Annotated in this window: 11 protein-coding genes, 1 tRNA gene and 1 pseudogene; 6 read left to right on the forward strand and 7 right to left on the reverse strand. The window is 66.0% G+C overall.

All coding sequences use genetic code 11. From position 1 onward, the window contains the following. Positions 1-233: 233 nt before the first annotated feature. Positions 234-1,187, reverse strand: a complete 954-nt coding sequence (locus tag SGFS_RS25845; protein WP_286253822.1) for an ETEC_3214 domain-containing protein — start codon at positions 1,185-1,187, stop codon at positions 234-236. Between the two features lie 407 nt (positions 1,188-1,594). Between SGFS_RS25845 and SGFS_RS51470 the strand changes: the two genes are divergently transcribed. After that, complete coding sequence (locus SGFS_RS51470) at positions 1,595-2,248, forward strand: DUF4145 domain-containing protein (RefSeq protein ID WP_350284092.1); 654 nt, start codon at positions 1,595-1,597, stop codon at positions 2,246-2,248. A 122-nt stretch (positions 2,249-2,370) separates the two neighbouring features. Here SGFS_RS51470 and SGFS_RS25855 read toward each other — a convergent pair whose 3' ends face one another. Beyond that, positions 2,371-2,766, reverse strand: coding sequence for a type II toxin-antitoxin system HicB family antitoxin (locus SGFS_RS25855; protein WP_286253825.1), 396 nt, complete (start codon positions 2,764-2,766; stop codon positions 2,371-2,373). A gap of 610 nt (positions 2,767-3,376) precedes the next feature. Between SGFS_RS25855 and SGFS_RS25860 the strand changes: the two genes are divergently transcribed. The 4 genes from SGFS_RS25860 (at position 3,377) to SGFS_RS25875 (ending at position 6,668) form a co-directional block, all read left to right on the forward strand. Beyond that, a tRNA-OTHER gene (locus SGFS_RS25860) sits at positions 3,377-3,475 on the forward strand. Between the two features lie 616 nt (positions 3,476-4,091). Next, a complete protein-coding gene (locus SGFS_RS25865; RefSeq protein WP_286253827.1) occupies positions 4,092-4,658 on the forward strand; it encodes a Uma2 family endonuclease in 567 nt (188 codons plus the stop codon). An 829-nt stretch (positions 4,659-5,487) separates the two neighbouring features. Further along, entirely contained in the window at positions 5,488-5,796 is a 309-nt protein-coding gene (locus SGFS_RS25870; protein ID WP_434028068.1) for a transposase, read from the forward strand. 176 nt (positions 5,797-5,972) lie between these two features. Then, a complete protein-coding gene (locus SGFS_RS25875) occupies positions 5,973-6,668 on the forward strand; it encodes an IS3 family transposase (RefSeq protein WP_286253829.1) in 696 nt (231 codons plus the stop codon). Positions 6,669-6,727: 59 nt separating this feature from the next. Here the strand turns inward: SGFS_RS25875 and SGFS_RS25880 are convergent, their stop codons facing one another. The 4 genes from SGFS_RS25880 to SGFS_RS25895 all read right to left on the reverse strand — a co-directional run bounded on the left by SGFS_RS25880 (position 6,728) and on the right by SGFS_RS25895 (position 10,584). Further along, a complete protein-coding gene (locus SGFS_RS25880; protein ID WP_286253831.1) occupies positions 6,728-7,798 on the reverse strand; it encodes an SRPBCC family protein in 1,071 nt (356 codons plus the stop codon). 6 nt (positions 7,799-7,804) lie between these two features. Then, complete coding sequence (locus tag SGFS_RS25885) at positions 7,805-8,449, reverse strand: hypothetical protein (protein ID WP_286253833.1); 645 nt, start codon at positions 8,447-8,449, stop codon at positions 7,805-7,807. Between the two features lie 515 nt (positions 8,450-8,964). Continuing rightward, positions 8,965-9,093 carry a hypothetical protein gene (locus SGFS_RS25890; RefSeq protein WP_286253834.1) on the reverse strand — a complete coding sequence of 43 codons (129 nt, stop codon included), beginning with the start codon at positions 9,091-9,093 and terminating at the stop codon, positions 8,965-8,967. Between the two features lie 1,329 nt (positions 9,094-10,422). Further along, a complete protein-coding gene (locus SGFS_RS25895) occupies positions 10,423-10,584 on the reverse strand; it encodes a hypothetical protein (protein ID WP_286253835.1) in 162 nt (53 codons plus the stop codon). Between the two features lie 413 nt (positions 10,585-10,997). On the opposite strand from SGFS_RS25895, the gene SGFS_RS25900 reads away from it, so the two are divergent. After that, positions 10,998-12,041, forward strand: a complete 1,044-nt coding sequence (locus tag SGFS_RS25900) for a fatty acid desaturase family protein (RefSeq protein WP_286253837.1) — start codon at positions 10,998-11,000, stop codon at positions 12,039-12,041. 146 nt (positions 12,042-12,187) lie between these two features. Here SGFS_RS25900 and SGFS_RS25905 read toward each other — a convergent pair. Next, positions 12,188-12,327 (reverse strand): annotated as a pseudogene (locus SGFS_RS25905) (tyrosine-type recombinase/integrase); the annotation flags it as partial. Positions 12,328-12,635: the final 308 nt, after the last annotated feature.

Consider the following 12,635-nt stretch of genomic DNA (forward strand, 5'->3'; position numbering starts at 1 on the left):
GCGGTGGTCCAAACGGCCGGCTGAACCTCACAGAGGCACGTCAGAGCTTCCCGGCTTTGGGAGCCTATGACGAGCAATGTACCGCGTTCGTACGAGCCTTTGCCGGGCGAACACCCAACGGTCTGACATCAACGTCGGCGGCAGACGGCCACAGATCCGGCGCCCTGGACTGGATTCCGAAGCGGCCAGCAAGCAGATGTCCGAGCAGCCCGCATGGTTCATGGTTCGAACTCCTAAAGGGGTGGCCGTGGGCCTCTTGCCCCTCGCAGCAACCGTCTAGGAAGACGACGCCGGACTGCCTCCCAGACCCCCGGGCGTCCCTCCACTCTTCGCAACTCTCGTCGAATCCTGATCTTGCCGAAGACCCCCGGGGTCTTCTCAAGTGTCCGTACTACGTCGTAGTCAGGACCGCTGCGCGGTACCTCCGGGCAAATGTTCAGCCGTTCCATGCCTTGAACCATCAGGCTGTTCACGACCGCACGGGTGCGGTACGTGTCCAATTCCTGCTGTTGATCCACTGGAAGTCTTTCGATCAGGTCACCCCGGAGGAACGCCGAGTTCTCAGGACCGAGCCGCTCCATGGCTCCTGCTTCACCAGCCCGATAACCGGTACCGGAGACACCGCACATCCACGTCATGTAATGCCCTGGGTTCCCGAAGTAGTACACCTCGTAGTACTCGTGCCGCCGAGCACCCTTCCATGAGGCGATTTCTTCCGGGTGCGGCAGGTCCAGAGCGTTACTGACTTGAGCGAGCCGCGTGCGACCCAGGCGCACATTCAGGGCGGGCCCGTTTGAGTACCAGGAGGAACCCATACGGATCTTGGGCTTGAACCGCTTACTTGTGGTAGTGAGCGAGTAGGCCACGACGTCTGACTCGCTGCCCCAGGTCGTCAGGTAGCCCTCTGTCGCCAGGGGCCAGACCCGCTCCGTCACACTCAGGCGACTTCCCTCGCCAGGCGTGAGACTCAACACCGGCACCGTCAGCTCAAAGGCAGGCTCCCCGAACAGCGCTTCAACGTAGGCCGGCCGCACGCCTGGGGCGAGCTGCTTGAAGTTCTTGGTCCAGGTTCGTCGCCTGCCCGGACCCTTCTTCCACCACTCGGTCACCGTTCCGATGAGGGTCAGCGCCGCCACCACCCCGCCCATGATCTTGCCGATGTCGGCAAGAGTGCTCAGCTCGTTCACGGGAGGCATCTTGCACCCCAGTGACGTGGCGCATACCCACATCCCACTAGATCCGTGCAGTCCTATGCCTGACCACCTGCACGTGTTCCGGGCAGACGGGAACGGGGATGCGTCCGGCGCACCACTAGCGCACCAGAACGAGCGGGGAACAGCGGGGCTTCACGGGAAGGTTGCCGAGCTTGACAGGGACACTCATCCACCGTTCACCCAGTTCAGCGCCCGTACCACCCCCAAATGCCCGCAGCTTCCCAAGCTGAGGGCTCCGCAACTGTCGGCACGGGCCTGCCCTGCAGCTTGCTTTGGTCCGCGACCACAACGGTCGCAAAGCTCATGCCTATCGGAGCGTTGCGCACTAACCTCCAACTATGGCAAGCACGACATGCGGATGGTGCGGACGGCTGGCTCACATGAGACCGGTCGGCGGTGCCGAAGTGGTCCCCGATCAGGACAGCCGTCTCAACGTGGGATTCGAAGCCTATCGATGTGCCAACTGCCGCCGGCTGGTCCTCGCCCACGGGTGGACCGACTTCAAGCCTACGAATGATTGGGACGACGCACCTTCCGATCTCTGGGACCACCCTCAGGCCCAGCAGCCACGATGGCTTCCCCCGGCGAAGTCCAACAGGACGTTCCCAGATGTCCCCGCAGCGATCGAGTCGCTAGCGGTTGAGGCGCACGATTGTCTGAGTATCAAGGCTGACCGAGCTGCCGTGGCACTTGCCCGTGCAGTAGTCGAGGCATCCGCGAAGGAAAAAGGTGTCGCCAGAGGGAGCCTGATCGCGAAGATCGATGAGCTGCACCAACTCGGGTTGCTCCGCGGGCACATCAAAGAAGCCGCACACGAGGTGCGCTTCGGCGGCAATGAGGTAGCCCATGGCGATCTCACCCCCGTTGATCACGAGGCAGCCGAAGAAATTCTGACACTCATGGATGAGGTGCTTAACGACCTCTTTCAGTCCCCGGCTCGCGTGGCCCGTGCCCGTCAGCGACGCCTGGAACGATCCCAAGCAGGCCCCGCGTCGGTGCACACCAGCGCGTCAGAAGGACAGCCCAGCACCTGAACTCCTGACGCAGCACTCACGGCAAGGCTCCACGGGCCATCGCCCGTATCCGTCACATCAGGAGGGCCCCTGTCAGCTTGCAGGCTGACAGGGGCCCAGACTGCGCAAGGCGCAGAGTTGACTCAACCCTTCTTTGGAGCGAGCTTGGCGATGTACTGATGTGAGACGCCGAGCATCGAGCCCGCATCCCTGACCGTGGCCTTCGCGGTTAGGGTTCGCGCAGCTGCCGCCAATGCTTCAGCGGCAGCCTTATTGGCCAGCTCGGCTTCTTCCCGGGCCTTCTCGGCCGTGATGATGGCGTTGGCCATGTCTGGATCGGCCGGCCGCATCACAACCTCAAATGCCTCCTCAGGCACCTCCAGCAGCATGGCTACTACGTCCGCAGCCATCTTCCGCGCCTCGCTCCACGTGCGACCCTGGGTAACACCAACGAGCCCCTCAGGGAGATCGTCAACGGTAACTACCCAGTGTGCCCCGTCTTGGGTGGCAACTGCGTGGTAAGTCCTAGTGTCGGCCACGTCTCCTTTCTCCTTCCATTCCTTCTTCCTTGTTCTGTGTGCACAACCGAAGGCGTGAGACCCTGATCGGAGGGGGCCGACCTGCACTCGGCCCCCAGTCGATCACGCTCCCTCCGCCGCCTTGATCAAAGCCTTGGCGGTTCCCTCAGCGATCTCCCTGTGTCGCGGGACAGGAAGAGATACGCCCCTGAGGGTGTAAATCTCATGGTTTGCCCCCTGTCGCGCTAGTACGAGATCAGCATCCTTGTTTGCGGCGATCTGCCGCAGTTCCTGTATCAAGGTGCGCTTGTGCACCCATCTTGTCTACCATAGGCGACGCCCCCTGTCTAATCGAGGCGACAAGCCTGTCCTGCCGCGGCGGTCCCACCGACCAGACGGACACGCCCCTGCCAGGCGCGTACAGATCGCATGGGGAACAGGCACGCCACGACGCTGGGGCTGAGGCGCTGGCCGGGCCCAGTCTCGGGTGGGCGTGATTCTGCAAGGCGCCAGGGGAACACAGCTCTGGGAACCGGCCGGAGGAGCCATTGGAGGCCTGCCCCATGTTCGAGCTGTTCCGCTGACATCCAACGTTGACATCAACGCCCCCGAACGGCGGCGGCTCCCAGCAGCCACGTACGGCGTTGGTTCACGACGCGCGCCCCGACCCGCCCGATGGAGGATCGAACTCCTAAAGCGGGTGTCGCAGGTTCGAATCCTGCCGGGGGCACAGCGCATTAAGCCACTGACCTGGGGTTTCTCCCCCAGAGAGGTGTTCTCTTCGGCCCCGGACTCCGCGTCCGGGGCCGTTTTGCGTGAGCGACGGGGACTGCTCGGCCGGTAGCGGGTCTGTATGCGCAGGTCTGAACGTCGGGAACCAGCCGGTGCAGGCTGCCCGGGCCGAACGGCGCAGTGCCGCCCTCGCCGGTTCTGCCGGTGAGCAGGTGCAGCCGTCCGCCCCGTAACGCGACCACGTGGCGCACCTCGTTCAGCAACACGACATCGGCCTCGCTGCGCACCCGGTACAGCACGACGACGTCGCCGGGCGCCTCCTCCTCCAACATGACACTCAAGGGCGTGATCCCCACGCCCCTGGCGATCAGCAGGGTGCCGGGCCGGGTCCGGCGCGGCGAGGTGAACGCCCCGTACGGTCCCTCGACGAAGGCGCGGCTGCGGACCGGAACGTTCCGCAGGCCGACGCTGGTTCCTCACTTATCGTGGGCTCGCTGGTCGGATGCTGGCCGACGGGGAGGGGTGTGATCGAGATCAGCATGCCGGACGGACGGCAGACAGTACGCTGAATCCAGCGGGATCGGGCCCGCAGCACAGTGTCCGGGAGGTGCTCCATGACGGCCGAGATGATGGCCCCGGCGTGGATGCATGAGCAGATCACGGCGGAGGAGTACGAGTCCTGGTCCGAGGAGCAGTGCGCCGGTATTGAGATCGTGGACGGGATGGTCGTCGTCAGTCCGAGTGCGTCCAAGCGGCACAACCGGCTGGCCCGGATTCTGGCGAACGCCCTGGATGCCGCCGCGGGCACGGAGTGGAACGCCGACACGGACTTCGACGTCCGGCTTCAGGACGTCCCGCTCACGAATCGCCGCCCGGACGTCGTCGTGTACCGCGCAGACACGATCGACATCACCCCGACCCGCCCTGAGCACGTGCTGCTGGTCGCGGAGGTGGTGTCGCCAGGCTCGGAAACCACCGACCGGATCGTGAAGGTCGACCAGTACGCCAAGGCAGGCATCGCCTTCTACTGGCGGATCGAGCAGGCCGCGACCGGCGTTCCGCTCGTGTACACCTACGTCCTCGACCCCGCCACGAAGACCTACCGGGACGGAGACGTGTTCACCGGCGTCCTCAAGGTAGCGGCCCCCTTCCCGGTGGAGATCGACCTAGGCCAGGTCTGACCCACGCTCAGCAGCCAGCAGCGCGTGAGCGATGCGTGAGCGGACTGCCCGATACGGGGCGGCATGAGCCGGATCAAGTGGCTCGCCGTGCGGCTCTCATCAGGGGAATCAGCACCGCCCGGCAGCGCCAGTCACCCCCCGGCAAGGATCCAATCCCACTCCTAAAGCGGGTGTCGCAGGTTCGAATCCTGCCGGGGCACCAGGCAAAATGGCCCGGACCGATCATGGTCCGGGCCGTTTTGCCGGCACCATTTGACGGCAGTCGCGCGGACTCGCCCCTCCTGCGCGGCTACTCGTCTGACCGTTCAGCCTCTGGTGTAGCCAGTTCAATGCCACGCACGCGGCGAAGCCAGCGCGTCAGGACGAACAGCGAGGCGCCCGCAATGCCGCACGGCTCCCATACCGCAGTCACAACGCAGGCAAGCCCTGGTCGCCGACGATGTAGATCGCCTGTGCGCCCACGACCGCAGGAATGAATGCGTTGGTCCGGGAGGGCACGCGGAGTAGCCAGTGCACTGGCGTCCAGGCGGGACTGACGACGTACCGGAGGCGCATCCGCGAAGCCGCGAGCAGGAAGCCGAATACAACCACAAGTTGCCGCCTTGACGAGAAGGTGACGCCTTCTTCGGGTGCGCCAGAAAGTATGGCGGCCCACTCCGCGCGGAGATGGCTCCGGCGGCGACCGGCAATACGAACCGCGATGCCCGTCGCCGCCCGTGCCGTGCCACCAGGCTTGGCACGCACACGTTTCCGCGAGGCCACATAGTGGGCTTGATCCGCTTTGACGGACATTCGAGATCAGGGGTTCTGCCCCGGGAGGATGTCCATCATGGAGAGCATGGGGAAGAAGAAGCCTCGGCCTCGCCGTTCGTTCACGCCGGAGTTCAAGGCCGAGATCGTCGAGCTGTGCCGGCGCGGTGACCGCTCGGTCGGTCAGACCGCCAAGGACTTCGATCTGGCCGAGACCGCGGTGCGGCTGTGGGTCAGCCAGGCCGAGGTCGACGCGGGCGAACGTGACGGCCTGACCAGCAGTGAACGCGAGGAGCCGGCCGCGCTGCGGAGGGAGAACCGCCGACTGCGCGAGGACGTGGAGGTCCTCAAGCGGGCGACGGCTTTCTTCGCGAAGGAGACCCGGTGACGGTCCACCCGTTCATCGAGGCGGAGGAGCAGAGCGGCCACAGCGTCAAGCGCGCGTGGAACTGCTGAGGGTCTCCGGACCCGCCTTCTATGCCCGCCGCACCGGCGTTCCCGGCCCGCGTGCCGTCCGCGACGCCGAGCTGACCGGGCAGATCACCGAGGTCCACGCCACGTCGCGTGGCACCGCACCTATGGCGCCCCACGCATCCACGCCGTACCCAAGCGCGAGGGCACGGACGCGGTCGACGCCGCGTCGCCCGGCTGATGCGGGCCCCCGGTCTGCAGGGCCGGCACCGCAGACGGCGGCAGCTGACCACGATCCCTGATCCACGGGCTGCTACACGGCCGGACCTCGTTGTCCGGGACTTCCGGCCCGACGCCACGGCCCTCGACGCCCGGTGGTGCGGCGACATCACCTATGTCTGGACCGAGGAGGGCCGGCTGTATCTGGCCACGGTCATCGACATCGCTTCGCGCCGGGTGGTGGGCTGGGCGACGGCCGATCACCTGCGGACCGAGCTGGTCGCCGATGCTCTGACAGCAGCCTGCCGGCAGCGTCGTCCCACCCGGCCGGTGATCTTTGACTCGGATCGCGGCTGTCAGTGCACCAGTCAGCAAGTCGCCTCCCTGTCACGGGAGTTGGGAGTCCGTCTTTCGGTGGGCCGCACCGGGCAATGCTGGGACAACGCGCTCGCCGAGTCGTTCTTCGCCACCATCAAACGGGAGTTGCTCGACACCACCGCCTGGCCCAGCCGAGCCGCAGCCCGCACCGCGATCTTCGACTTCATCGAGGGCTGGTACAACTTGCACCGACTGCACAGCAGCCTCGGCTACCGCAGCCCCGCCGAATACGAGACCGCACCCGCAGCCTGACCACCACACCAATGGTGTCCGTCAAAGCGGAACAAGCTCACTGGCTACGGTCATCACGCTCACCTGGCCTTCGCTGAGGGCTGCCGGCGCCGATGGCCAGCCGGTTCTTCTTCCTCCGCCTCGGGCTCCTCTTCCTCCGCCTCGGGCTCTTCCTCCTCCTCTTCCTCCGCCTCGGGCTCCTCTTCCTCCGCCTCGGGCTCTTCTTCCTCCTCCTCGTCACGCGGCTCCTCTTCCTCCGCCTCCGCCTCTTCGAATTCGTCCTCGGGCTGCTCTTCGCCCTGCTCCTCCTCGTCCGCGGCCTCCTCGTCGCGCACTTCCTCATCGCTGCGCACCACCTCGCCGTCGCGCACCTCGCCCCGCCACCCCTCGACCTCCTCGGGGTGCAGAAGTACCTGGCTCATGGCGTGCCGGCGGAAGTGCTTCAGTTCGAGCCGTGCCCTGCGGCCCTGGGCACGCCAGAGGTTCCCGGTATGCTCGAACATGCCCTGCGGGTGGTACTGCAGAACCAGCAGGATCCTGGTGAGGTGCGGCCCGGCCTCATGGAAGGTCACCGCCCCGTCGACATGGCCCTTGTCACCCTTCGACTCCCAGACGATCATCTCGTCCGGCACCTGCTCGATGACGGTCGCCTTCCACTTGCGGTGAGAGAGGAAGATCTGCGCCTTCCAGTTCGTCACCGTCTCGGATTCCTGCTCGACGTCCTCCACCTTCTTCATGAAGTTGGGGAAGTCCTCGAACTGCGTCCACTGGTTGTAGGCGTCGGAGACGGGAAGGCCCACGTCGATCTGTTCAACGATGTTGACGACCTTGAGCTTCTTGTTCGTCTTGTCACCGCCGCCCAGGGCGCCGGACAGCGTCTCCTTGACCTTGTCCTTCGCCTGGGAAATGGCGCCGCCAACGGCGGACTTCAGGAAGTGCTTGCCCCCCGCGAGCGCCAACTTGGATTTGAGACCGCCACCCAGTCCCCCGCCGTGAGCCAGATCCTGGACCTTGTCCGTCATTTTGGCGACTGCTCGCTCTCCGAGGGCGGCGAGGAGGTTCTGCGTTTCTTCCAGCAACCGGTCGGTAGGTAGTTCTTTGGTCAACGTGCCCAGGCCGCCCGAAGTCTGGCCGTCGGTTCGTTCAGCCATACGTCATCACCCTCGGCCTCGCTGTGCGGACCCGCCACTACCGGACGACCCGGAACTCACGGTCCTGCGGCTACTGGCGGTCTTGCGGCTCGTGCTCTTACTGTTGCTCCCGCGGGTCTTCTTCTTGTCCGCAGCGGGACGAGTGGCCCGCGTCCTCGTACGGCCGCCGCTGGGGGCCCGGGTCTGCGCAGAGCGCCCCTTCTCCCGCTGCTTGGCCTTCTCGGCCGGCTCTTCCTTCTCTTCTTCCTCGCCGCGCGGCTCTTCTTCCTCGCCCGGCTCCTCCTCTTCCTCGCCCGGCTCCTCCTCTTCCTCGCCGCGCGGCTCTTCTTCCTCGTCGGGGGGCTCCTCCGCCTCCGGTCCGGCGCGAAGCGACGAGGCTCGTCGTTGCATCCGGTCGCTCAATGAGTCGATGCGACTGCCGACCGCAGCCACGGCGGCCGTCTTGCCAGCCGACAGCAACTCGTCACGCAAGGTCTGCGTGAGCTTGTTGATCTCGGGGGACTTCAGGAGATTCGCCCCTATCCCGCCGCCGCCAGGACGGAGGCGACTGCCCGCCGCTATGCCGGCAAGCGGCAGCGCCCACCGCATCTTGTGCGAGCGTCCGAGGAGGTAGGCGCTGGCGAGGGCTACTGATACCTGACCGTTCTTCATGGTGTCTGTCTCCTCCTGCATCGGATCGATGCACTGCCGGAGACCCCGCACTCGCGTCGGATCGTTTCAGGCTCTGGCCACGTGTTGTCTGCGAGGTCTTCCCGAGGCGTCCCGAATCTCGTTCTGTCACCTCCCGACCCCACAGAATTCACACCTATATCCGATTATTCAGTATTCAGCACGTTTGTCCACGCACAGGTCTACAGGGGCCTCGCGTCGCGTGGATCGCCGGGCCGACGGACGGGCTCCTCCACGGCAAGTCGGGCCTGCCACCGCACCCGGCATGGCTCCACCTGGTCGGCGAGCCCCTGCTGGAAAACGTCCGGCGGGCCGTTCGGTCGCAAGCTCCCCGACAATGCGACACCAGTACCAGCAGAGACAACGACACGGCTCTCAGCGGCGGACCTTGGCCCGCTCCTGTCGACCTTGCGCTGAGCATCCTCCACAGCCTGGATCTCGATCTCCCGGAGCACCCGCCGAGGATGTCCTCCGGCAACCGAGCTTTTGCGATCAGCTCAAGTGCACTGCCGACCGGACGTGCTGTAGCCGAGCTCGATCACGAGCTTCCCGGAGCGCTCCGGATCAGGGAATTGCGGATACTCCTGCTGGACCGTGACGGCGTAGGTGAAGCCGCCGACGATCACACCCAGATCGCCTTCGTGCCGCGAGTAGCGCGAGGGGAAATGCTGCCCGTTGTAGGTGTACGTACGGCTGCGATGGTGATCGGCGACCGGGTGATCCTTGATCCCGTGTCCCCGCTGTACGGCTTCCGCGACAAACCCTGGAACAGCAGTAGCGCCCGCCCGAGCGCGGACGGCATCGCCAGCCGCCCCTCATCATCCCGCAGAGCCACCGCAACCGGGTGTGGGGAACAAGCTGCGCGGGCACTCGGACCGATGGCGGGCGATGCGCTTGCCCTGCGGGGCGGGCCGTGCCGCCTCGCGTAGTCGATGACGAGTCGCCAGTCCGTCAGCTCGTCCTCGTCGGGCTCGGAAATCGTGACGCGCCCTTCGGCGACAAGCCGCTTCGACGAGGTCCCTCGCCTTGACACGCCGACCCGGGCGACGGGCCTCTCGCTGTACGGCATTGGGCTCTGCCTGTTGCCGCGGAGGCGGGGGCTGTCGCCAGCCACTGAGGCGGCACCTGGCCTTCCCCGACCGGAAGCGCCCCCGTGTCACCATCGGCGTGGTCAGGGTGATCCGGGTGATGGCCGTGCTCAAGATAAAAGCCCCCGGCCTGCGTGACCCGCACTCCGTCCGCCGGCCAGCGCGCTACCACCCGGCCCGCCCAGGATCGAAGCCGCCTTCACAGCATCCCTCGGGCAGCCACTGCCTGAGACCACGGACCAGTTGAGGAGCACACTGCTCAACGCGGCCACCGAACGGCTCGGCCTGGCCACCGTGGCAGCTGACCTGCGCGTCACCGATCTCCATGAGGGCCCGGAGGCAGGCGTGAAATCGCGGACCGCAGAGAAGGCCATGAGGCCCCCCCGGAAGCCGCAGCCGCGCGAAGCTCGGCCCCGGCGACCGGAACAGGATCCACGCGGGGCCCATCGGTGAGCTGGCCGACGTCGCAGCGGCCGTTCCGGGCGTCGCCCGCCTCACCACCGTGCTGGCAAGCCGCCCGGTCAAGGTGGAGAACCATGACGACCCACCCGGCCACCCGGCCGACCCATCGAGGTCCACCTCGCGGTCGCCTCCGGACACCATCCACTGGAAGTCGCCCGCGCAGTCCGGGCAGCGGTAGCCAGCGAAGCGACCAGTGATACCCCGGGCCCGGTGACCACCGCCGTCCTCATCGCAGAAACCGCAGCCCAGCCAGCCGTCAACGGCAGGCTCGACGCGCTGGGCCTGATGCCGGTGCCATCTCCGGCCTCACCCTCGGCGCAGACCACACCGCGGCCACCGCTTTGCCCGAACACGCGGCCACCGCTTGGCCCGATCACACAGACACCCGCCTCGGCCTTGCCATTTCTACTGTCGAGGCTTCAGCACTCTCCGGATCAGCAGGAAGGCCGCAATGGCAATCAGAGCGACCCCCATGAGGATCACGATTGCCCCGACGATGCCCAGGAGCGTCCCAAGCAGAATCAAGATGGTCCCGATGATGAGAAGAAACATCGCGAGGACGGTCACGGTCGCCTCCTGTCCCCCTCCGACTCTGACTCCTTCCGGCCATCTATCGCAACATTTCTGGATAAATCAACCAGATTACCGCCCTCGCCGGTGCCCACCTCGCTGGGTCCGGCCCACTCACGGGCCGGCCTCGGTTCTGCCATGAGAGCGCGCGGACCGCTCCAGAAGCCCTGCCTGTCCTGTCACGGTGTGAGACATGCCTGGCAGGGAACTCGCACTCAGACAGCACTCAGACAGCACTCAGATAGAGGGCCTGCACTCGAAGCAGACGTCGTCCTTGCTCCAAGGTCGCGCGACGCGCTTCCCTCAGGGGCAGCGCATCCCTACCTGCGGCCCGGTCTCAGCGGCTCCCGGGGCGGCGCCGAGCCATCTACATCCTTGGGAGAGAATCCTTGGGAGAGAGTTTCACCATCATGAGCAGAAACATCATGGTCCACCCCCCGCCCTCGGAGACGTCCGGCAGTGACTTCGCCCGATTGTCGAGAAAGATCGCTGATGCCGGCCTGCTGGGACGCCGTCCCGGCTATTACGCACTGCGGATCACAGTGGTGGCCGGCCTCTACGTCAGTGGGTGGGCCGCCGTCGCACTCATCGGCGACAGTTGGTGGACACTGACCGTCGCCGGCTTCCTGGCCGTCGTCTTCGGTCAGGTCGCCCTGCTCGCCCATGACGCGGCCCACCGTCAGGTGTTCCGCCGACGCCGGGCCAGCGAGGTGTCCGGACGGATCGCCGGTGCCGGTATCGGGATGGGCTACGGGTGGTGGCAGGACAAACACACCCGCCACCACGCCAACCCCAACCATGAGGAACTCGACCCCGACCTCGACCCCAACCTGCTGGTCTGGTCCCAGGACCAGGCCCGGGCCGCCAAAGGGCTCCCCCGCCTGATCGGCCGCTGGCAGGCGTTCCTGTTCTTCCCCCTCCTCACACTGGAGGGCTTCAACCTGCACGTGTCCAGCGTGAAGGCGCTGGCCAATCGCTCACTCAAGCACCGAACGCTCGACGGCACCCTGCTCTTCGCGCACTTCGCGGTCTACCTGACCGTCCTGCTCTGGCTGCTGCCACACGGCATGGCGATCGCCTTCCTCGCCGTCCACCAGTGCCTGTTCGGCGTCTACCTCGGCTCGCTCTTCGCGCCCAACCACAAGGGCATGCCGATCCTGAAGGGCGAAGACCGCCCGGACTTCCTCCGCCGCCAAGTGCTCACCTCACGCAACGTGCGCGGCGGCCGGTTCACCGACATCGCACTGGGCGGACTGAACCATCAGATCGAGCACCATCTGTTCCCCAGCATGCCCAGCCCCAACCTGCGCAAGGCCCGGACCATCGTCCGCCGCTACTGCGAGGAACTGGGCGTGGACTACGTCGAGACCGGGCTGATCACCTCCTACCAGCAGGCCCTCACCAGCCTCCATCAGGCCGGAGCACCGCTCCGGCACGTCCGCGTCCCCGCCTAGGGACGTGCGGCAGCCATCGGCGGCAGTGATGTGATAGCCGACGGCACACATGCAGCACACACAGGAATGGAAGCACCACGAAGACGTGAGAACTGCGGAGGAGTGTTTCCCCGGGCCAGACACGCTGTGGTCGATATTTCCGCAGGTCAAGCCCCGTCCTGCACGACGTGCGTGTACACGTCCATGGTGATGCTGATCTGCGAGTGCCCCAGGATCTCCACCACCACGCGGGGCGCGACTCCGGTGCCGTAAGGAGGGTGGCCGTGCCGTGGCGAGCATCGTGGAGCCCCTTGAGGCATCACACGCCAGGGCCTCTTGGGGCATCCGTACGGCGCTCACGTGACAGCCACCACCATGAGCATCAGGACCGTGCGCGCTGTCTGAAGCGAGGCGTTGCCCGCCCGGCAGCCACGAGGTGTCACGGCCCGGCACTCGAACATCCCGGGAACCAACCGCTTCCTCGGAACGCCCTTAGCAACGGATTAGGCAGCCACCATGGGGCGAGCCTCGAAGATCATGGGACAACGTCGTGCTTTGGCGGGCAGGTCCACAGACTGCCCGACTGGCCATCAGCTTGATGGGCCATGATCACTC

Origin of the sequence: Streptomyces graminofaciens, assembly GCF_030294945.1 — a bacterium.
Lineage (GTDB): Bacteria > Actinomycetota > Actinomycetes > Streptomycetales > Streptomycetaceae > Streptomyces > Streptomyces graminofaciens.